This window comes from Christiangramia sp. (assembly GCF_029937855.1).
GTDB lineage: Bacteria > Bacteroidota > Bacteroidia > Flavobacteriales > Flavobacteriaceae > Christiangramia.
Genome location: NZ_JAPYPC010000005.1, coordinates 1 through 21,958, shown reverse-complemented (window position 1 = coordinate 21,958; position 21,958 = coordinate 1). Strand labels below are relative to the sequence as shown.

The 21,958-nt window shown below is 39.0% G+C and carries 20 protein-coding genes; 11 read left to right on the top strand and 9 right to left on the bottom strand.

Annotated features, from left to right (window positions below):
- Position 1: 1 nt before the first annotated feature.
- The 4 genes from Q1K34_RS04150 to Q1K34_RS04135 form a co-directional block, all read right to left on the bottom strand.
- The gene (locus Q1K34_RS04150) at positions 2-3,220 is read right to left on the bottom strand and encodes a SusC/RagA family TonB-linked outer membrane protein (RefSeq protein WP_300434902.1); all 3,219 of its coding nucleotides are present in this window, start codon (positions 3,218-3,220) and stop codon (positions 2-4) included.
- A 79-nt stretch (positions 3,221-3,299) separates the two neighbouring features.
- A complete protein-coding gene (locus Q1K34_RS04145) occupies positions 3,300-3,830 on the bottom strand; it encodes a DUF2064 domain-containing protein (protein ID WP_300435225.1) in 531 nt (176 codons plus the stop codon).
- Between the two features lie 329 nt (positions 3,831-4,159).
- Positions 4,160-4,954: an ABC transporter permease gene (locus tag Q1K34_RS04140; RefSeq protein WP_300434898.1), complete on the bottom strand. Its 795-nt coding sequence runs from the start codon at positions 4,952-4,954 to the stop codon at positions 4,160-4,162.
- A 1-nt stretch (position 4,955) separates the two neighbouring features.
- Complete coding sequence (locus Q1K34_RS04135; protein ID WP_300434896.1) at positions 4,956-5,624, bottom strand: ABC transporter ATP-binding protein; 669 nt, start codon at positions 5,622-5,624, stop codon at positions 4,956-4,958.
- A gap of 247 nt (positions 5,625-5,871) precedes the next feature.
- Between Q1K34_RS04135 and Q1K34_RS04130 the strand changes: the two genes are divergently transcribed.
- Positions 5,872-6,615, top strand: coding sequence for an SDR family oxidoreductase (locus tag Q1K34_RS04130; protein WP_300435222.1), 744 nt, complete (start codon positions 5,872-5,874; stop codon positions 6,613-6,615).
- Positions 6,616-6,698: 83 nt separating this feature from the next.
- Here Q1K34_RS04130 and Q1K34_RS04125 read toward each other — a convergent pair whose 3' ends face one another.
- The 3 genes from Q1K34_RS04125 to Q1K34_RS04115 form a co-directional block, all read right to left on the bottom strand.
- Positions 6,699-7,814 carry an alkene reductase gene (locus tag Q1K34_RS04125; protein WP_300434894.1) on the bottom strand — a complete coding sequence of 372 codons (1,116 nt, stop codon included), beginning with the start codon at positions 7,812-7,814 and terminating at the stop codon, positions 6,699-6,701.
- A 95-nt stretch (positions 7,815-7,909) separates the two neighbouring features.
- Positions 7,910-8,479, bottom strand: coding sequence for a Crp/Fnr family transcriptional regulator (locus Q1K34_RS04120; RefSeq protein ID WP_300434891.1), 570 nt, complete (start codon positions 8,477-8,479; stop codon positions 7,910-7,912).
- An 87-nt stretch (positions 8,480-8,566) separates the two neighbouring features.
- On the bottom strand, positions 8,567-9,274 hold the full coding sequence (locus Q1K34_RS04115) for a sulfite exporter TauE/SafE family protein (RefSeq protein ID WP_367183298.1): 708 nt from the start codon (positions 9,272-9,274) through the stop codon (positions 8,567-8,569).
- Between the two features lie 111 nt (positions 9,275-9,385).
- Here Q1K34_RS04115 and Q1K34_RS04110 point away from each other — a divergent pair, with 111 nt between their 5' ends.
- From Q1K34_RS04110 to Q1K34_RS04075, 8 genes are all read left to right on the top strand, one after another.
- Positions 9,386-9,820 (top strand): Lrp/AsnC family transcriptional regulator, encoded by a 435-nt coding sequence (locus Q1K34_RS04110; protein WP_300435216.1) that lies wholly within the window; start codon positions 9,386-9,388, stop codon positions 9,818-9,820.
- Between the two features lie 281 nt (positions 9,821-10,101).
- Positions 10,102-10,848, top strand: a complete 747-nt coding sequence (locus Q1K34_RS04105) for a response regulator (protein WP_300434888.1) — start codon at positions 10,102-10,104, stop codon at positions 10,846-10,848.
- A gap of 124 nt (positions 10,849-10,972) precedes the next feature.
- Positions 10,973-11,740, top strand: coding sequence for a hypothetical protein (locus tag Q1K34_RS04100; protein ID WP_300434886.1), 768 nt, complete (start codon positions 10,973-10,975; stop codon positions 11,738-11,740).
- Positions 11,741-11,754: 14 nt separating this feature from the next.
- Positions 11,755-12,165: a hypothetical protein gene (locus tag Q1K34_RS04095; protein WP_300434883.1), complete on the top strand. Its 411-nt coding sequence runs from the start codon at positions 11,755-11,757 to the stop codon at positions 12,163-12,165.
- Positions 12,166-12,181: 16 nt separating this feature from the next.
- The gene (locus Q1K34_RS04090; protein WP_300434880.1) at positions 12,182-12,736 is read left to right on the top strand and encodes a nuclear transport factor 2 family protein; all 555 of its coding nucleotides are present in this window, start codon (positions 12,182-12,184) and stop codon (positions 12,734-12,736) included.
- A 29-nt stretch (positions 12,737-12,765) separates the two neighbouring features.
- Complete coding sequence (locus Q1K34_RS04085; protein WP_300434877.1) at positions 12,766-13,704, top strand: NAD-dependent epimerase/dehydratase family protein; 939 nt, start codon at positions 12,766-12,768, stop codon at positions 13,702-13,704.
- Positions 13,705-13,706: 2 nt separating this feature from the next.
- Positions 13,707-14,108 (top strand): RidA family protein, encoded by a 402-nt coding sequence (locus tag Q1K34_RS04080; RefSeq protein ID WP_300434874.1) that lies wholly within the window; start codon positions 13,707-13,709, stop codon positions 14,106-14,108.
- A 54-nt stretch (positions 14,109-14,162) separates the two neighbouring features.
- The gene (locus Q1K34_RS04075; RefSeq protein WP_300434871.1) at positions 14,163-15,002 is read left to right on the top strand and encodes a nuclear transport factor 2 family protein; all 840 of its coding nucleotides are present in this window, start codon (positions 14,163-14,165) and stop codon (positions 15,000-15,002) included.
- A 341-nt stretch (positions 15,003-15,343) separates the two neighbouring features.
- Here Q1K34_RS04075 and Q1K34_RS04070 read toward each other — a convergent pair whose 3' ends face one another.
- Positions 15,344-17,302 (bottom strand): histidine kinase dimerization/phosphoacceptor domain -containing protein, encoded by a 1,959-nt coding sequence (locus Q1K34_RS04070; protein ID WP_300434869.1) that lies wholly within the window; start codon positions 17,300-17,302, stop codon positions 15,344-15,346.
- A gap of 235 nt (positions 17,303-17,537) precedes the next feature.
- Positions 17,538-18,449: a helix-turn-helix domain-containing protein gene (locus Q1K34_RS04065; RefSeq protein WP_300434867.1), complete on the bottom strand. Its 912-nt coding sequence runs from the start codon at positions 18,447-18,449 to the stop codon at positions 17,538-17,540.
- Positions 18,450-18,579: 130 nt separating this feature from the next.
- Here Q1K34_RS04065 and Q1K34_RS04060 point away from each other — a divergent pair, with 130 nt between their 5' ends.
- Positions 18,580-20,796 (top strand): DUF5916 domain-containing protein, encoded by a 2,217-nt coding sequence (locus Q1K34_RS04060; protein WP_300434865.1) that lies wholly within the window; start codon positions 18,580-18,582, stop codon positions 20,794-20,796.
- A gap of 148 nt (positions 20,797-20,944) precedes the next feature.
- On the top strand, positions 20,945-21,958 hold a 1,014-nt coding region (locus tag Q1K34_RS04055; protein WP_300434863.1), incomplete at its 3' end, for an alpha/beta fold hydrolase.

Sequence of the window (21,958 nt, the reverse complement as noted above, 5' to 3'; positions counted from 1 at the left end):
TCTAAAATTGTGTTTTTAAACTCATTCCAAAGCTACGGGTAGAAGGGTATGACATATCTTCTACTCCGTAAACGATATTTCTTCCCTGCAGGGCATTCAGTTCCGGATCAAAATGCGGGTTTTCGGTAAATAATAATAAGTTGCTTCCTACAAAGCCCAGTTTTAAACTCTGGAATCCTATAGACTTTACAAATTTGTCTGAAAATGAATAGTAAAGGCTTAGCTGTCTCAGTTTTACGTAAGAAGCGCTGTAAAGTGCACTGGCTTCATTTCCGCGGTCATAGAAATTATTGTAGAACTGGCTTGCAGGTACCGAGGTGGTATTGGGTGCATATTGCGGATTTTCAGGCGTGCCCACATTGGTAACTCCTTCTCCAATAACTCCATTTTCACGGCCTGCGAGAGTTTCCTGTAATACACCTGAGGTACTTCCCAGGGCTTTTGTTCTGGAAACAATAGTGCCGCCTTTACGCCAGTCGAATAAAATATTCAGATTAAAATCTTTATAGCTGAAGCTATTATTAAAGCCTACAATGAAATCTGGGTTATAATTCCCCAGCAATTTTAAGGTACCATCCTGTACCGGAAGTCCGTTTGAATTATAAAGCGTTTGGCCGTCAATTTCTACAAACCCGGTGCCATACATATCTCCCACTTTACCACCTTCCCGGGCGATATAGAAAACGGAATTTGATCCTCCTGAACCGCCAAAAACATCGGCAGTACCGGTTACAAACTGGGTAACCCCTTCAGGCAGTTCAGTGACTTCACTTTCATAGGTGGAAAAGTTTAAAGACGATTTCCAGCTAAAATCCTGTGCCTGGATAATTTCTCCACTAATCGCTGCTTCAAATCCTCGCGTGCGCACTTCTCCTCCATTTACATTATAATTAAGAAAACCACTGGTAGGGGAGATAGGACGGGAAATGATCTGGTCTATACTCACATTTTGATAGGCTGAAAAATCGGTTTGCAGTCTTCCGCCGAAAAACCATGCTTCTAAACCGGCTTCATAGGCATTGAGCCTTTCTGGCTTTAAATTGATGTTCTTAAGAACGGTTTCGTTGGTTACCCTGAAGTTGGAACCATAGTTTTGGTTGAATAAAAAGTTCTGTGCATTTTGGTAAGGATCGGTATCATTACCCACACTGGCCACACTTCCCCTTAATTTCAGAAAAGAAATGTCTTCAGGTAGATCGAACATATTTGAAATTACATAACTGAAGCCGGCAGAATAATAAGCGAAGGAGTTATCACCACTTGGCAAGGTACTACTCCAGTCATTCCTGAAGGTAAGATCAAGATACACCTGATCTTTATAGGCTAAATTTCCTGTTCCGTATAAGCTGTTGATCCTTTTTTCAAAATTCTGGCTATCCCCTTTCAATGGAGTTGCCGAATTTGCCAGGGTATAGATCCCCGGAAGGGCCAGTTGAGAAGCTTCTGCAAACTGGTATTTGATATGCTGATCGAACCTGTTCCCGCCGGCGGTAAGCGTATAATTCCAATCCTCATTAAAGCTGTCCTGGTAGGTGAGTAAAAAATCTGTGTTCAGCTCCCTGAAATTCACATTGTCTTCCCTGTAGGTTCCTTTTGGATTTCGGTTAGTACTTACCGCTCGTCTGAATTCACGATCATCGTTATAAGTATCCAGTCCGGCCCTTATCTTTAAGCTTAATTTATCAGTGATATCATAGATAGCGGAAACATTTCCCAATACGCGATTTTTATCAAAACTGTTGGTGTTTTCAAAAAGAGTTAGATAAGGGTTGGTAAGCCATAAGTAGTTGAAGTCAAAATGCTGCACGCCTTCCTGACCGGCCTGCCAGTAATCCCTTAAAGAACCAATATTGGTCTGTCTTCCGGTCCAGTTAAAACCATACATCACATTTTCGTACCCATAACCCAGGTTTGGCCGGTTACCACTTCTGGTATTTATATAATTTAAGAAGGTATTTATGCGGAAATCTTCCGAAAGTTCCTGGTCCAGGCTTATGGAAATCCCGTCCCTCTTAAGATCGGTATTGGGTAGAATGCCTTCATTTCTTAGGCTACTGTAAGAGAGTCTTGCGCTTCCTTCTTCCCATCCAGAACTAATAGCGATATTATCCTGGTAAGTAACCCCTGTTTCAAAGAAATCCCTTACGTTATCTGGTCTTGAAACCCATGGTGTAGGAGTGATCTCTGTAAAAGAACCATCGGGAAAGGTGCGGGCAATTACATCGCCCCCACGAACCGGGTTTCCATTAATATCTACGGAAGGACTGTCGAATTGCGGGATTAACAAACCCTGATCTAACCTGGGGCCATAACTGCTAATTCCACCATCATTTACGCCGGCGCCAATTCCATTTTCAAAAGCATATTCACCGTTGGATCCACCACCATACACGTTCTGATAATCCGGGAGGGTCAATAAAGTTTCAATAGTAAGAGAACTGTTGGTGCTCACCCCAAAGCCACGATTGTTTTTTCCTTTTTTGGTAGTAATAAGAATAACACCATTTGCAGCCCTGGTTCCATATAAAGCGGCAGAACCCGCTCCTTTTAAAACCGAAATGGATGCAATATCGTCGGGGCTAATTTCTGAAGCTCCATTCCCGTAATCCACCTCCTGTAAAGCACCATCGTTTACCAGGTCGCTGGTAATTTGTTCGTTATTAATAGGTACACCGTCTACTACGAATAGCGGTTGGTTACTGCCACCAAGAGAATTTTCCCCTCGAATTACAATTCGGGAAGAAGAACCAACGCCAGAAGCGCCATTGGTGATCTGCACCCCGGCAACCTGACCGGCGAGGCTGTTTACCACATTGGGTATGGTCACATCGGTCAGTTTTTCAGAATCGATTTCGGTTACCGAAGATACCAAAGATTGTCTTTCTCTTTCGATACCCAATGCAGTAACGATTACTTCATCCAGGGCCTCCGAAGAAATTTGCATTAAGATTTGATCGGGGAAGTTTCCGTTGGAAATCTTTATCTCCAAAGGTTCATAGCCTATGGAAGTTATTTTCAGGGTAAATTCACGTGAATTTGTTTGCAGGGTGAAATAACCGTTTTCATTTGAAGTAGTGTAGTTATCGGTTCCTGTCTGGTTAATAGTAGCAAAAGCTACCGGTTGCCCTTCATTATCTATTACTGTGGAAGAATACTCCTTCGTTTGGCATAATACCGTAGTAACAAATAGCTGGAGCACAGCTATTATAGCTATTCTCATAAATTTAATATTGTAATTGGATAGATAGATTAAGTGCTGAAAAGAATGTTATAAAACATTTTTCAGAAAAGATTCGGGTTTAAGCGGAGTGAGGTGGTGCCCTTAGGGAAAAATAGACCTGGTTGAATTTATTTTCAAACGAGATATGAGCGAATGCAAGCTTTTTAATACAGGTGGTAATACAAAACCAAATAAACTGAAAGAAAATTTCAGATTTCAGGCTTATCAATTCCAGCATGTCCTGAAGCTCATCCACATCAGAAAGTTCTTCGAGAAATTCAATAGAATGCTCGTTGTGGAAGCCAAGAGCTAAAAATTCCTCTAGAAGATTTTCCTGTTGCCAGGATAAAGACTGAAAGCTTTCAGCATGAAAAGCCGATCTATCCATTCCGATGAGGTAAGCACCGCCATCACTGGCCGGGCCCAATACCACATTATTATGATAAATCATTTCTATCGCTTCCTCAAGAATGGAAGTGGTGAGGTAAGGACAGTCATTTCCAATAGAAATCACTTTGTTATAACCCTGCTCAAAAATTTCCTGAAATGCATTGCTGAATCTTTCAGCAAAGTTTGCGCCTTTTTGTTTTTCCTCATCATACCAGAAAATATCCAGATTACTGGTTTCGGCGATATCCCGGGTATTTTCAATTAATAGATTGAAAAAATCTCCCTGAACAGAGCGGGATCCTCTCGTTTTATTAAAAAGGACTTTCCTTTCTGCCTCTATATGGGCAGAAAGTGAAAAAACGAGTAAGGCAGTATTTTTTCTGGTAGAAATAATTTATAAGATTAAGCGGCTAAATTTCCGCGACAATATACATATTATAGTTACGAGAATAATGAGAATGCGGTTTTATTAGAAGTTTTTTAATTGAATAAAATTTCAATTTGTTAGGTAGATAACTGGAATTCTATTTATTAGGGAGGGAATCCAAATTAATTCTTCTTTAAAATGTTCTTGTTAAAATTATCCTGTTTATCAAAAACAAATTTACTGGAAAACCTGATCCCCAAATACACAGACAAAATAGTGCCGGAGAAGATCGCCAGCATGATCATGATCTGGTATTTAATTGCTATAAGTGGTGAACTACCGCTTAAAATTTGCCCTGTCATCATTCCGGGTAAGGAAACCAGGCCTATAGTAGCCATAGAAGCGAGGGTGGGATTGGCAGATTTCTTTAAAGCGCCTTGGAAAAAAGGATAAATGGCCTCCCTGCGACTTGCTCCATTGGCCAGAAAGTACCGGTAGCGTTCCTGGTGACCAGATAAACCATAATAGAATTCATTAATACCAATTACATTACTGCGCAGGCAGTTACCCAGCACCATACCGGTTATGGGAATGGTATATTGGGCGGCAAGAAGTTCAGGTAGCTGTATCACAAATCGAAGGAAAAAAATATCAATTATTATAATTCCTAAAAATGTGGCTCCAAATATACTGATTAGAAGCCCCTTTGTGCGTTTAAGTTCACTGCGATCTATGGTCGCATAGTCGGCTACAACAACCATGATGAAGATCCAACCCATGTTTATCCAGGCATTGTCGTATTCAAACAAATATTCTAAATAGTAACCTACGAATATTAATTGGAGGGTCATCCGCACTACGGCAATTCCCATTTTGCTGAGGAGGCCGGTTTTAAATTTCCAGAGTATAAACGCCGGTATAATGAGAATGGCAAAACCAATAGCTAACTGAGGCCAGGTGAGATCTATAATATCCATATTAGGAAGCATTTAAATCGATCACTTTTGAACATCGCTCAAGCCACCATGGATCGTGAGAAGCAGAGATAATAATACGTGTGCCGTCAAAAAGTAAATTTTCTACTTTCTCTTTGGATTCGTCGTCCAGGGCAGAGGTAGGTTCATCTAAAATGAGTATATTTTTATCCATCAAATAGCCCAATGCAAGTCCTACGCGTTGACGCTGTCCGGTAGAAAGATCACTAAATAATTGTGTCCAGATATTTTTATTCAGGCCCAGAGCTGCAAAAATTTCCAACACCTTTTCTTCTGAAGGTATTTTCGATTTGTTGGCTTTAAAAGTAAAGGGATAGAAAAACACTTCGCTAAGAGGACCTTCTCCTAAATCCAGATCCTGGGGTAACCAGCTTGTTTGTTTACGTAAAACTTTTATTCGCTCCGGTTTCAATTCTTTGCCTTTATATAGAATTTTTCCGCTAGTGGGAGTTTCAAAACCCAGAAGCAGACGAAACAGTGTAGTTTTTCCTGATCCTGAGCTTCCTTTGATGCCAATTACATCCCCAGGATTTGCTTCTAATGATACCTTATTGATTACCGGATCCTGTTCAGGATGGTAAGAAAAACTGACTTCTGAAAATGCTATGCTCATTTCCTTTTGTAAATCGGGGGTGACCTTATTAAACCTCATTGTTCCAGGAATAAAGTTAGCCGACAATTATTGAAATTCATAGTTTATTCAGAAAAGTAATAATTTCAGGATTTATTAGAATCTATTCGAGGCAGGATTCTTATTTAAACTTCTGTTAAGGAATCCTCTTGACCTAGGTTAAGAAAACAGGTTAAACTATTTATAATCATCTCGATATACCAGATTTCCTTATTTAAGAGCCCTAGTTTTGTCTTCTCAAGGAATCATAAATTAAAATTATAGAATGATGGACGATAATATTAAAGGAAAAGTAGTAATAATTACAGGTGGAAGCAGCGGACTAGGTGAAGATACTGCCCGTCATTTAGCTTCAAAAGGAGCCAAAGTAGTCATTGCTGCCAGACGTAAGGAAAAACTGGAAGCTATTGCCGAAGACATTAAGAAAAATGGAGGCGAAGCATTGGTAGTGAAAACCGATGTGACCAATAGAAAGGAAGTGAAAAATCTTATAGATACCACCAAAAAAGAATTTGGAAAAATTGATGTGCTTATCAATAATGCCGGTCTTATGGCGATCGCACCGATGGCTGAGGATAAGGTAGAAGAGTGGGATAAAATGATAGACATCAACGTAAAAGGAGTGTTGTACGGAATTTCTGCGGCTTTACCGGTATTCCAGGAACAGGGACATGGGCACTTTATTAACCTGTCTTCAGTGGCGGGGATTAAAGTATTTAGCCCCGGAGGAACGGTTTACAGTGGAACGAAATATGCGGTAAGAGCAATTTCTGAAGGATTGAGACATGAAGTAGGTGGAAATATTAGAACTACTACTATTGAACCTGGAGCTATAGATTCTGAATTAAAATATGGAAGTAGCCATGATGAAAGTTCAGAAAATGTAAATGAATTTTACAAGCAGGCGATTCCCGGAGATTCTATTGCCAGGGCTATTGCTTATGCAATTGAACAACCAAATGATGTAGATGTGAATGAGATCGTGATAAGACCAACGGTACAGGAATTCTAGATTTTTGAGTATTGTTTGAATTAACATAAAAAAAGTCCTTTAGAAATGATCTAAAGGACTTTTTTATAACTGATATTTCTAAATTAATTAAGAACTCCTTCTCTTTCTGTTTTTACTTTATAATCGGTATATCCTTTTTCACCACCAGAGTAAAAAGTATCCTCATCCCACGGATCAAGCTCCACATCCTGAGCAAACCTTTCAGCAAGATCTGGATTGGAAATAAAAGGTTTTCCAAAAGCGACAAGATCTGCATCGCCATCTTCAATTACCTTGTTTCCTTTTTCCTGATCAAAATTGCTGTTGATCATTAATGTCCCATTATAAACCGGACGGTAACGTTTGGCGATATGTGTTTCAGCAAAAGAAATTTCAGATACATCTGAGAAAGGTTCCGAAAGATGAAGGTAGGAAAGATCATACTCATTCAGTTTCTCAATAATGTAATCGAAAGTAGGGATCGTTTCTTCGTCCATCGTCATTCCAAATAATCCATGCATGGAAGGATTAAGGCGAATACCAATTCTATTTTCTGGCATTACCTCTTTAACGGCATCAAGAACCTCAAAAAGTATTTTGGCCCTGTTCTCTATGCTTCCGCCATACTCATCATTTCTATGGTTGGAAGTTGCATTAAAGAACTGATGAAAAAGATAACCATTAGAAGAGTGAATTTCTACTCCGTCAAAACCGGCTTCCATGGCATTCTTTGCAGCCTGTTTAAAATCGGCAATCGTTTGCTTGATGTCATCAATGGTCATTTCTCTTGGTGCCACGGTGTCTTTAAAACCTTCCGGTGTAAAAGATTTAGCATTTGGATTTACCGGGGAAGGTGCCAGTGGCAACTCACCGCCATGAAAATCTGGATGGGACATCCTGCCCACATGCCAAAGCTGAATAAAGATTTTTCCATCGGCATCGTGAACTGCAGAGGTCACTTCTTTCCATCCTTCTATTTGTGGTTTTGAATGAATTCCAGGTGTATTTATATAACCAACGGCATCTTCAGAAATCTGCGAACCTTCTGAAATGATAAGACCTGCACTTGCACGCTGCTTATAATATTCTGCATGTAGTTCACGGGTAGGCTTTTTCTCCTCGTTATCTGCACGACCACGTGTCATGGGTGCCATTATAACCCGATTTTTAAGTTCCAGGTCGCCTAATTTGTATGTTTTTAAAAGTGCTTGTGTACTCATAGTTTAATTCTTCAAAAATTGAATACAAAAGTACCGGAAAGCCTTCTTCTAAAAATTGATGTAGGTTAATAAGAAGCGTTAAAGCATGTTAAGCATTAGACCGATCTACGAATGCGGCTCAAACTTTCTGGAGTGATCCCCAGGTAATTGGCGATATGATAATTTGGGACTCTTTTTTCTATGGATGGATAGGTAGCACAGAAATCGAGATAGCGTTCACGCGCGTCCATTTGCAGACTGGAAAGGATTCGGCTTCTAAGCGCTACAAAAGCATTGGTGGTTTTGATCCTGAAAAAACGTTCAAATTTAGGAATTCGTTCATATAAAGGTTCCAGGATTTCCTTTTTAATGCCTAGTAAATAAGAATCTTCAATGGCTTCGATATGTAGCGAAGCCGGTTCATTTTTAAAAAAAGCTTCAAAATCACTGATCCACCAGTCTTCAATAGCGAATTGCAGAATATGTTTGTTGCCTTTTTTGTCCAGGTAATAAGCTTTTAAGCAGCCTTTAACTACAAAATATTCATATTGCACTTCCTGTCCAGGTTTGATGAGGAAATCCTTTTTTGAAACTTTTTTTTCCACTAACAGACTAAGGAATTCATCCATTTCAGCTTTTTCCAGCTGAATGTCGCGTTGTATATGCGTGGCTATTTGATGAAACATCCGATTTTCAGAAAGTTATTCAGATCACAAAATTACATATATTATGCGTGAATAAATTGCAGAAATATTTTTATAATGAGGCAGAATTTAGAAAATCAACATAATTCCTGAAAGACACAACAAACCCAGGATGACCTTCTTTAAAACATTTTCGTTTAATTTCATATAAACTTTTTTGCCAAGGAAAATAGCAAGAATAAAAAAGGGGATCACAAATAAAGAGTTATATAACTGATTTAAGGTTAAGATTCCGCCGATGGCCAGGGCGGGTATTCTAATTAAAGTCACCAGGCCTAATACCCCAAACATCGTGGCTCTAAAGGTTCGTACATCTGGTGTGGCATTTTTTACGATCATCACATACAAAGGGCCTCCTGTAGAAAAAACCCCGGAAAAGAAACCTCCCAAAAAGCCAAAGAGATATTTCATCTTCGCTCCCAGTTGCAGGTCTCCTTTTGGTCTCAGACTGTTCAGCACAAACAGAATAATAAATACTCCCAGTGCTTTTTTTAATATGATGGGTTTGGCATAGACTAGCAGGATAATTCCTGCTACAACTCCAATAAGGGAGGAGATCGCCAGCCTCATTAATAATTGCTTATCAATATTATGACGCTCTTTATAAACGTAGTAAGGGGTGGAGATCAAATAAAAAATAGACAGATACGCGATGGCGCTGGGCAAAGGCATAACAAATAGTAAAAAAGGAAGAGCAATGAGCGCACCTGCAAAGCCAATAATGGTTTGAATAAAAAACCCGACAAATATTCCAATAATCAATAATAAAAGCATCATATCCATAGTATAAAAGTACTTGGAGATCAATAATTTTTAAAATTGATTCAACGGATTTTGTTTGATTTTCCCATAGAAAAATATAATTTTAAGGTTTTTACAGATTATTTTATGGTAGACGCGATAGATCTTAAAATTATAAGCAGACTTCAATTAAATTCCAGGGCATCATTTGTTGAAATTGGAAAACAAATAGGGCTTTCACCTTCTTCGGTAAGGGAGCGGGTACAAAAGCTGGAAGAAACCAATGTGATCAAAGCTTATAAGGCTCAGCTGGATTATAATAAACTGGGTTATGGGCTGGAAGTAATGATCATGCTAAAGATGTTCAGTGGGAAATTAAAGGACTTTAATAAGCAGGTGCATGATTTTCCGGAAATTAAAGAGCTATATAGAATTACCGGCCCACATAATATTTTTATGAAAGTAGTGCTGAAAGATCAGTCGCATCTTCAGCAATTCATAGATAGGCTTTTGGCTTATGGAGAACCTACGACTCATTTAATTTTGTCAGACTTTCATGATTTCAAATCGAGTATCATTTAGATCTTTGGATGGCAGGTATGTGATAGATAGCATATATGCTGTTTAACCTGAAGAGGACGAATTCTATTTGTTTTCCGAAACATTTGGATTTATGCTATATGACTAATAATCAGAAATAAAGCTTATTTTTTATTCTTGTTTTTATTAAATTAGCAGTCTTACCCTCCTCCTAATATTTTGTATTTCAATTAATTGGCTTATGTAAGATCCCTGCTTTTTTGAAAACCGTATTATATGAATATTTCCCTGAAGTTAATTTGAATCCAAAATAAAGCATTGCCATGGAGCAACCTGCAAAGATATTAGTAGTTGAAGATGAAATGATCATTGCAGCCAATATCTCAATGCAACTAGCAGAGATGGGTCATATCGTATTGGGAATCATCCCTAGTGGTAAAGAAGCATTAAATTTTATTAAGAACGAAGTCCCTGATATCTTACTTATAGATATCCAACTTAAAGGGCCCCTGGATGGTATAGATACAGCTCAAAAGATGCAAGAATATAATAGCAATATTGCTGTGATTTATATTACCGCCAATAATGACGAGGCCTACTTTAAGCGGGCAAAAGCCACCCATCCCTACGCTTTTATTTCTAAACCATTTAAGAAGCTTGACCTACAACGCAGTTTAGAATTAACTATCTCGCAACTACAAAATAATGATGATAGCTTTCCGCAGGAGCTTAACAACGCTCGCTCTACCTATATTCTGAAAGATTGCCTGTTTATAAGGCACCATGACTCTATGATAAAAGTAGATATCAGAGATATCCTTTACATTGAGGCAGACCGTAATTATTGCCATATTATTACCTCAAAAAAAGAATTTCTGCTGGTTTGTACACTCAAGGAAATGGAGAAAAATTTACCTCAGAAACATTTCTTCCGGCTGCATCGGTCCTATATTATAAACCTCTCTAGAATTGATGAAATTGCCGGCACTCATATTGTAATTTCCAAAAAGGCCATCCCCATGGCCAAAAAGATGCGTAAAGAGCTTCTAAAGAGGTTGCAAACCATCTAAACCCCATTCGGGTATCAATTCTAACCTTTCGGACAATATAACAGTATCTTCGTCCTAGATCATTTGTTTTCAGTGATTTACAGGTATATATTAGTTTATGATTAACTAAAAAAAGTCAGAAATTATGAAAACTACATCTCTATTGCCGCTATTCGTTGCTTTATTTTCATTACAAACTACAAATCTAATTGCCCAGGCCACGAATGAAAATCAGGCCTTTTGGGTACACGAAGACAAGGTTAAACCCTCTATGCTAACCGAGTATGAGGCAGTGACCAAAGATTTTATCGCTGCCTGTAAAGAACATGGCCTTAAAGACGCCAGTTTTACTACAGCCAGTTTAGATGATGGGACATATTTAAGTATATCTCCCGTGACCAAAATGGCCGATCTTGATAAAAATCCGCTAGCACCGCTTGCTGAAAAAATGGGAGAAGAAAAATTTGGCCAGATATTCACCCGCTTTAATAAATGCTATGACTCCCACCGCGATTATATTGTGCACCTTATAAGTGAGATGTCTTACATGCCGAACGGCTTAACTACCAATACACCGGGAAAAGAATATAGAAAGTGGCATTTTTTACATGTTACTCCTGAAAATGTGGTAAATCTTAGAAATAAGATGTTAGAAATTAAAGAACTCTATGAAAAGAAAGAATCCAAAGAGCATTTTCGGGTTTACCGTAATGGTTTTGGAAGTGACGGAGATTATTACCTCGTAGTAATTTCCGCAAAAGATGCGCAATCTTATGCGCAAACTTCCGATGAGACCGAAAGAGTTCTGGGAAAGGAAGGCGAAAAGTTATTTGATGAAATGATGAAATATGTACATAAATATGAGTCAAAAATCGGGCGTATGAGACCTGATTTAGCATACGCTTCTAATTGAGAAATAATTCCGGGATGAAACTACCACAACTGTTTTTGGCATTGATGATAGCGATAGTGACTTCATCCCATGGTTTGATGGGACAGAATATAGGCAAGCATCAGAAAATATTAAAGTTCTATGAGGATTTGCAGGATAAGGATAAATCTTCACGACATACCACGGCGTCTATACCGGATATAAAGTGGAATGAAGTCTCACCGGAAATAATTTCACCAGATAAAATTTCAGTAGGGGCTATACTCAGGAGGCATTGGATCAATGTTCAGTTTGAAGATCTTAAGTTTCAAATAGTAACCGAAGACAGGATAGTGGTACATGGAACTGTAAAAGCACGGCAACCTACAGAATGTGATTTTATTTCAAATTTCTTTGAACACACATGGATTTCGCGGAAGGAGGAACTTATACAATTTATAGAGTAATCAAAAAAGGAGAAATATGAACAAGGTGGCAACATTGGGATTCGCAGCAGTGCTTTTTATAGCGCATAATGAGCCAAAAAGGCAATACACTCAGCAGTCAGAAGAAATAGAATTCTATAAAGAATCACTGGAGGCTTATGATAACAAAGATTGGGAAAGCTTTGTCACCTTTTATGCAGATACTGCAATCATAATTCACAATATTATTGAAAGTAAGGGGATTGATATTTCCGAAGTCTTACAAAAAAATAAAAGAGATGAGGCAATTTTCAGCAGGTGGAGGTTTATAGATAGATATTCTCAATTTGAAATGGTGGTAACCGATGATGGGAAAACCTGGGTAAATTTTCGAGGTGTAAGGGAAGGTGTCTTAAAAGCCAATAATAAAAAATATATGGTTCCCACTCAGATAAATATTGAATTTGTAGAGGGTAAAATAGTAAAGGAAATAGGATACTGGGATTTTTCTGCGATCGCAATAGAATTAGAGGTGATAAACGAATCCAGGAACCTGGTTTTCAATAGAAGTCTGGGCCCAGTATGTCGAAGTATTTTCCCTTCAGAATTTTGATCATCACTTAGAACAAAACCAGTTAAAAAATGAAAGCTATAGGAGTTGTTGGTGGCGCTGGTTTCATAGGAAGCTATATCACAAAGAAATTTCTGAAAGAAGGATACCGGGTAAAAGTATCTGTAACCGATATTAAGCGGAGTGAAAAATATGAACACCTTTTTAAATTTAAAAACTCAGAGAATATTAATATTCAGCGTTTAAAACTTGAAGACCGGAAAGCCTTAAACCATTTTATTGAAGACTGTGAAATCATGGTACATAGTGGCACTCCATTCCGGCTGAACGTTCGGGACGCGAAAACCGAACTGTTGGATCCTACTATAAAGGGCACCACGAATTTTCTTGAAGCTGTTTCAGAAGTGTCCCATGTTAAGAAAGTATTATTTCTTGCATCGGTAGCGGCCTGGAACACCAATTTTCCACTTCCCGCAGCGGGTAAAAGCGCTGAGGATATTTTTGATGAGCAGGAGCTGCGGTTCAGCAGTCCAGAAAGCCATCCGTATTGCCAGGCAAAGTTCATTGCTAACCAGGTGGTAGAGACATTCATAAAAAAAAATAAGGATCTTCCTTTTGAAATTGTTTCAGTCTCACCCGTGATGGTTATGGGAAAATCACTCTCTACCCGTGAATCTACTTCTAAGGGGGTGCAGTTTCTTATAAAAAATAAGATAGCCCCCGATGAATTATTTCAGTCATTTTATGATAAGAATTTGGCCTTTGCGGTAGTTGATGTTGAAGATGTAGCAAAAGCAGTATATAAAGCAGCGACTACCAAAGGATTGCACGGAAAAGACTATCTCTTAACAAGTGAATCTTATAAGGTATCTGATATCCACGAGATGTTAAATAAACGGGAGCCAAAAGAAAATGCACAGATCATCTATAAGAACAATCTGGCAAAAACTGATTTGGGAGTGCAATTCAGACCTGTAAAAGAAACTTTAAATAATTATCAAAACTCTTAATCATGAATAAAAACATTCAAAAACCCGATTATTTTCTACTTCGTCCGGAAACAGAAAGAGCCTATGGCTATTCACATGCCGTAAAAATTGGTAATAGTATAAAAATTTCTGGGGCAGTAAGCATGGATGATGAAGGCAATCCCACTGCTGTAAATGATCTTAAGCAGCAGATGAAAAATTGCTATTCAGATCTGGAAAAGATACTGGAACACTTTGCCTGTAGCTTTGAAGATGTAGTGGTAGAAAACATATTTACCACCAACATGGCTAAATTCTTAGAAGTTGCGGACTATAGAAAAGAAATTTATACCAGCCATTTTCCTACCGGTTCATGGCTTGGAGTAAATGAACTTGCACTCCCCGAATTTCTGATAGAGATAGAACTGGAAGCGCATATATTATAATAGACAAAACAATACACTTAAAATTCAAAAAGACAACCAAAAATTTTAGAAATCATGAACAGTCAAAAAATTATTTACAGCATTTTACTCGCTTTTTTTGTTTCAATATTTTCCTTTCAAACAAATGCTCAAAGTACAGCGGTAGAAGAATTACATAAACTCTATATCAAAACTATAAATACAGGTGATTCCGGTAATTTGAACGCTTTATATACAGATGATATTTCCATCCGGAATTCAGACGGCAGTATGGTAGCCGGACTTAATAATGTTAAAGAACAATACAATGCCACATTTGATAATGGAGATTACGAAATCACTCTAAAAACTATAGAAGAACAAGCCTTGAATAAGGATTTTAAGTTTGTTAGTGGCGCTTTTGTCTTTACCAAAATTGATGAACCACAAATGATTCAAAAAGGCACATTTGTGAACACCCTGAAAAATGTTGAAGGCCAATGGAAAATTGATAAGAGCTATCGTTTTACTGAAACTACAAATAATAAAGATATTGTTGACGGTCTCTACCAAGCCTTTTCCGCAGGGGATATCCCTGTTGTTCTGGCCGCTCTTGATGAAAAGGTGGTCTGGATGGAAGCCGAAGGAAATGCCTATGCAGACGGCAACCCATATATAGGACCCGATGCTGTTTTGAATGGTGTTTTTGCAAGGGTTGGCGCGGAATACGATTATTTTAAACTGGAAGATATTGAGCTGCACGAAATGAGCGATAACAAAGTCCTGGCAACACTGCGCTATGATGCAAAAGTGAAAGAAACCGGTAACACCTTTAATGCACAGGTGGCCCATCTCTGGACGCTTAAAAACGGGAAAATAATGGGCTTTCAGCAGTATGTGGATACCAAAAAACTGGCCGATGCCACGAGTAAATAATGGTATCTATTTAATGTCGGTTAAAGCCATATTTAAAAAAAGCTAAATGAATAAAAACCGTTTTATCCTAATTGTAACCGTAATACTCATTTCGATACTGGCTGCGTGTAAATCGGAAAATTCTGATATTTCTAGTTCACTGAATCTGAACCTATCATATTCTCTAGTAAGTTTTGATTTAAATCGCATTGCAGATGATACCGAATTCTATATATTGATTACGTAAGCACCCAATTTATTTCAAGGGCCGAAGGACTAGAAAATCTGATTACCAAGGAACTTAAAAATTATTGAATATGAGTAAATTCCTGTTTAAAAAGAAACTTTTAAGCCAGGATAAACTACATGCGATGCAGCTTAAATAAAAAGAGATATTGAGTGCCTGCTGTAGTATTCACTTTAAAGCTGCCATCTAACTGCCGGGTAAGTAATTCTATAAGCTTTTTACCAAAGCCTGTGCCTTTAGCGGGCTCATCAGCCAAGCTACCCAATCCGTTATCTTTTACTTCCAGCTTTAGAATGCCTGAAGCTTCCCTGGAAAGATCGATATATATCTTCCCTTTCCGATTATTCGGGAAGGCATATTTAAGACTGTTCGTGATCAATTCGTTAATTATAAGCCCTAAAGGCACCGCCGTATCTACATCCAGATGCAACTCCTGGAAGTGACAGACTATTTGTATTCGATCTTCCAACCCAAACGATTCCAGAATGTGACTTCCAAGATTTTTTAAGTAATCTTTCATTTCTATAGAGGAGAGATGTTCTTTCTGGTAGAGACGCTGGTGTATCATACTCATAGAATATACCCTGTTCTGGCTCTCCTTCATTGCACTTACCACCGTTGGATTATTTGTTTGTGCAGTTTGAAGGGCGAGCAAACTGGAAACAATCTGGAGATTATTCTTCACCCGGTGATGTATTTCCTTTAAAAGAAATTCTTTTTCCCGGTTTTGTTCTGCCAAAAGTCTATTCTTCCTGCGGTTATTAAAAAAAGCAACCAGTAAAACTGTAAGAGTAAGAAATAATAAGACGGCCACCAGGCTTATAAGATTTTGCCGGGTTCTTTGCTGGATAAGCCGATTTCCCTGCTGCTGTATCGTATTTTCCTTTTGCGCCACATTAAACTGGGTCTCCAGTTGGGCAATACGCTGGTCTGCTTCTGCAGTAAAAACAAGACTACTGATGGAATCATATTTGGAGAAGGCTGCATAAGCCTCTTTATATTGTTCATTACCCGCATAAGCCATACCCAGATTGTTATAAGCTTTACTTAGGAAAAAATGATCTCCAAAATTTGGGGTAGCTACAGCTATAGATTTTTCTATATTCTCTATGGCAGCAGAATAATCCTGGTTCTGGATTTGTAATTCCCCGACTGAAAGATAAGACCGCATTAACATAAAGGAGTTATCTAAAAGATAAGCGTATTTAATAGCATTCTCTCCGGCTTTTTCAGCATTTTCAAAATCATCTAAAATATCGTAAAGAGCTACGAGGGAAATATAAACATCGCTTAAATTATTATAGAAGCCATAACGCTCCCCAATTGTTATAGCGCGCAAATAATAATCCATAGCCTCTTCATATTTTTCGAGGCTTAGGTAATTATTTCCAACGATATAAAGCGTAAAATCATAGTCAAGGTCTTCGATATTCCTACGTTCAAAAAAAGACAGGGACATAAGCCCATATTTAAGACCCTCGTCGTATTTTCCCTGTTTCCAAAAAAGGTTGCTAAGATCGCTATAGGCCATTCCCCGGGCCCAATCATCATTAATTTCTTCCCCTAGCGCCAGTGATTTCATAGCATAATCTGCAGCAAGATCTAGTTTTCCGCGCCGTTCATATACATATCCCAATTGGGTAAACAAAAGTGGCAGTTCTATTTTTTCCACCTTTCTTTCAGCAGTTTTTAAAACTACTTCAGCGGCATCAAGTTTTTCCTGTCTTAATAAGATAGCGCCCTGGGTAATCCGAAATTTTCCATGCCATAGAGAATCTTTTTTTTGGGAGGTTAGCTTCAGTCCTTTCCGTGTGAATTTTAGGGCTGTTACTAAATTACGTGTATGCCAGTAATAAGCCAGATCATTTAGTATATTATAATAAACCGTGTCCTGCTTTACTATTTTGAGAGCATCTTCCAGTTCCTGCAAATACGATGCATCAAAAGCATCAGTTTCTACAAACACTTTTTTATAAGGATCTTGCTGTGAAAAATCAAAGATCTGCCCATTAACAGGAAAGCTCAAAAAGAAGATAAAAACCAGCCTTAAAATATTATTTTCTATGAAGATCAAGGTTTTCTATAAATCTTTGATGGAAAAGGGAATATACAACTAAACAGCTGTTTTATAGTGTATTATTAATGAAAAATTTTATTTTAGGCAAGGTTCTATTCTTTTATTGCCCATTAATTATTTTTAAAATAAGTAAAGCGATGGATATGATAAAGTTCTTTTGACTGCAGACAAAGAATAGGAATTTTTGAAAGAATGAAAACCTCCTTAATTTTAAGTCATTTTTCTTAATATGTTAATTCAACGACCTGTATTCATTGGGAGTATAACCGGTATTCTTCTTAAACATCCTGTTGAAATGTTGTGGATATTTAAAACCTAATTCATAAGCGATCTGGCTTATAGATTTTTCAGCGTCAAAAACTTTTTCTTTTGCTTCTTCGATCAATTTATTCTGAATGTGCTCCTGCGCAGATTTTCCGGTTTCCTTTTTAACCAGATCTCCAAAATAGTTTGGTGAAAGATGAAGTTTCTCTGCAAAATAGGCCACTGAAGGTGTCCCGTATTTTTGTGCTTTATCAGATAGGAAATATTCGTTCAGCAGATCATTGAATTTTTCCAGGGAGCCTTGATTTTCGAATTCCCGGATCAAAAATTGGCGGTCGTAAAAACGCACACAATAATCCAGGAAAAGTTCAATATTGGAAACGATCAGTTTTTTGCTGTGCCTGTCCAGGTTTTGTTCCAGTTCAAACTGTATTTTTTCAAGCAGACTTAAAATCACTTTCCGCTCTTTGGCAGAAAGGTGCAAAGCCTCGTTTACCGAATAGGCGAAAAAATTATAATCATGAATTTTCCTGCTCATAGAACTTCCCAGTAAAAGATCGGGATGAAAAAGGAGTGCATAGCCTTTTGGAACATGACCGGGTTCATAACCGCCAAGTTCTATGGTCTGGCCTGGCCCGATAAAAACAAGGGTGCCTTCATCATAGTCATATGCTTTGCCGCCATATTTCATTTTGCATCCCTTTGCATCTTTCAGGAAAATGGCATAACACTCAAATTTAAAAGCATCATAACCGGATGCTTTCTTTGCTTCCGGTTCTACCTGGTTAAAATCAACGATGCCCACCAAAGGATGAAGCACTTCCTGTTTTCGAAGCGAAAAATAATCGCCTATGGTTTCAATATGTAGTATGTTCTTCATTTCGAAATAAAAGTTTAATCAAAGATAAGGCATTGATACCAAGCAAATCAAAAGCTTTTTTTGAAAACCGTAATCAAGGTAAGGATTTCCGTAATCCGGGTACAGGGCGCGGGGGTTTTGCAGTCTAAATTTGCAGGAAAGAATTAAAATGCCTAAAAAGTTCGAATTAACTCTTTTTGTTTTGCTGTTATTTTCCGGCATTTTTGGTTATGCTCAAAATACCGAAAGATCCATTCAGGTAAAATATATAAATGATTTTATAGAACTGGATGGAATTCTGGATGAGCAGGTTTGGGAAGAAGCAGATTCGCTTGACAATTTCTTTCAATTTTTCCCAACCGACTCCGTAAGGGCGGTGTCCCAAACAACGGTCAAAATCCTTTATGATGAGCTGAACCTGTATATAGGTGTACGAGCCGATGCGAAAAGTGGCAATTATGTGGTTTCCTCCCTGAAAAGGGATTTCGGGGGAACCAGTAATGATAATATTTCTTTTTTGTTCGATACATTTAGTGATGGCGCAAACGCCTTTGTGTTTGGGGTGACACCTTATGGGGTACAGCGGGAAGGTCTTGTTTCCGAAGGCGGTTCGGCATTTAACACTACCTGGGACAATAATTGGCAGGCAGAAAGCCAGATGTATGATGACCATTATGTGCTGGAAATAGCCATCCCGTTCACTTCATTAAAATTTGTGGAAGAAAGTCAAAGCTGGAGGTTCAGGGCTTATAGATGGGACCTGCAGACCAACGAACAAAGTACTTCTGCCCGGGTGCCTCAAAACCAAATGCTCTCCAGCCTTGCCTATATGAACGAACTGGTTTTTGAAAAGCCGCTGGGGCGCTCCAGGACACTCCTGGCTTTGATACCCTATGTGAATACACTGGCGGAAAAAGATTATGCCGCAGATAATTCCAATTTAGACTTTAAAGTAGGCGGGGACGCCAAAATCGCGGTCAGCAACGGAATGAACCTCGATATCACTATTAATCCGGATTTTTCCAATGTGGAGGTAGATGATATTTTCACCAACCTCACCCGGTTTGAGGTATTCCTTCCTGAAAAGCGTCAGTTTTTTATTGATAACGCCGATCTTTTTTCAAATTACGGAAGTGGCAGGGATGACCGTCCTTTCTTTTCCAGAAGAATAGGAATAGCCAGGGATCCTGAAGGCAACCGTATCGAGAACCAAATCCTGGGCGGTGTGCGTTTAAGCGGAAAACTGGACCAGGATTGGAGACTCGGATTTTTAAATCTGCAAACTGCGGCAGATCGTGAGAACGAGATCGCTTCATTTAATAATTCGATGCTCGCTTTTCAGAAAAAAATGTTTTCCAGATCAAATCTGGGATTCTTCGTGGTGAACAGGCAGACATTTGACGACTACGATTTTCTTGATCCAAAAGAGCGTTACAACAGGGTAATAGGAATAGATTATGACCTGGCTTCCCCGGATAACGTCTGGACCGGTAATTTCTACGTGCATAAATCTTTCCAGCCTGATGACAGCAAAGGAAATTTTTCTACTCAGGCTTTTATCGTACGCAATACCAGGAACTGGCGATTTGCAGCAGATCTCGTTTATGTTGATGAGGAATACCGGGCAGATCTTGGTTTTGTTCCCAGGAAGGATATCATTAAAAACGGGCTCTCCGCAACGAGAAATTTTTATCCGGATTCCGGAAACATTAACCGTCATTCGTTTGGCGGGCTATCGGTGCTTTTCTGGAGGCCCACACTTAATTATCAGAATACTGACCAGTTCTTCAGGTTTTCCTGGGACGCGGAGTTCAAAGACCAATCTGTTTTAGAAGCCCAAATTATCAATAACTATATATTTCTGGCCAATCCTTTTGATCCTACACGAAGCCAGGGCGCCGAACCGCTCCCGGGGAACCGGGGATACCGTTTTACGCAAGGCACTCTGAAATATCAATCCAACCTTTCAAAATTGTTTACCTATGGCGGTGAAGTTTCCGCAGGTGGATTCTTTAATGGGGAAAGCTATGGTGCGGGTATCCGGGCCGGGTATAGATTTCAGCCCTGGGTACAGTTAAACCTGGCGGTGAATTATGACGGTATCAGGTTACCGCAACCCTACGCAGATGCCGATATCTGGCTGGTCTCTCCCCAGGCTGAGGTGACTTTTACCAAAAATCTGTTCTGGTCAACTTTGGTACAGTACAGCAATCAGCGGGAAAATTTAGGGATCAACTCCAGGCTACAGTGGCGGTTCGCCCCGTTATCAGACCTTTTTCTGGTATATAATGATAATTATTTCACAAACCGGTTTGAACCGAGATACAGATCTATTAACTTAAAGTTTACCTATTGGTTAAATCTTTAAATCAAATAACTGAAGGATAGTAAGTTCTAAATTGAAAATGGAAGCCAATCAGTAAAAATGGTTAGGAAAACAGTTTTCTGGATATTCAAAAAACTTTATAATAGAATGATATTTGATATTAGAAAGATTAAAATGTAAAGAGCAGATAATGAAACTATTTAAAAAGCAAGATAATTTAGATTTTTCTCTTAAAGGTTTAGCCGAAAGCATACAGGGTAAAAGCTTCAAAGGATTTTTAATGTTGCTGTTAATCTTGATAACGATTTCCTGCGGAATAAAAAAGAATGATCAATTGATTATCGAAGAACAGGGAAGTTTCGCTGTGGGAGGTACCGTAAAAACGAGTCCGGGAACTTTTGATCCCATCGCGCACGGTGCGTTTAATCCGGGCAATCAAAGTACAGAGGGCCAGACCCTGCACGGGGACCACGCTTTTGTTTTTTATCAAAAACCTGTAAAAGCGCGGAAGCTTCCCCTTGTTTTCTGGCACGGCTACGGCCAGTCTATGAAAACCTGGCAAACCACGCCCGATGGCAGGGAAGGATTTCAGACGCTATTTCTGCGGAAAGGTTTTCCGGTTTATCTAATCGATCAGCCCAGGCGCGGGAAAGCGGGACGCAGCACAAAACCAACCACCATTACAGCTGCAACGGATGACCAACTCTGGTTTGGGATTTTTAGATTGGGACTATGGCCCGATTTTTATCCCGGTATCCAGTTCTCCAAAGAACCTGAAGCTGTAGAACAATTCTTCAGGCAGATCACACCGGATACCGGCCCATTGGAGATCGATGTGAATATTGATGCTGTTTCAGAATTATTCGAAAAAACAGGCCCCGCAGTGCTGGTTACGCATTCACATAGTGGCGGCCAGGGCTGGATAACCGCTCTGAAAACCTATAGTATTAAGGCGATTGCCTCTTATGAACCCGGAAGTAATTTCGTTTTTCCTGAAGGCGAAGTGCCGGAGCCAATGCCTTATCTTGGCGGAGAACTAAGTGCCCGCGGTGTCCCCATGGCTGAGTTTAAACGCCTGACTGAAATTCCCATTATCATCTACTATGGAGATTATATTCCTGAAGAACCCGTACAAAACCCCGGAAAGGAACAGTGGCGCGTTGCACTCGCAATGGCGAGGAAATGGAAAGACGTGGTAAACAAA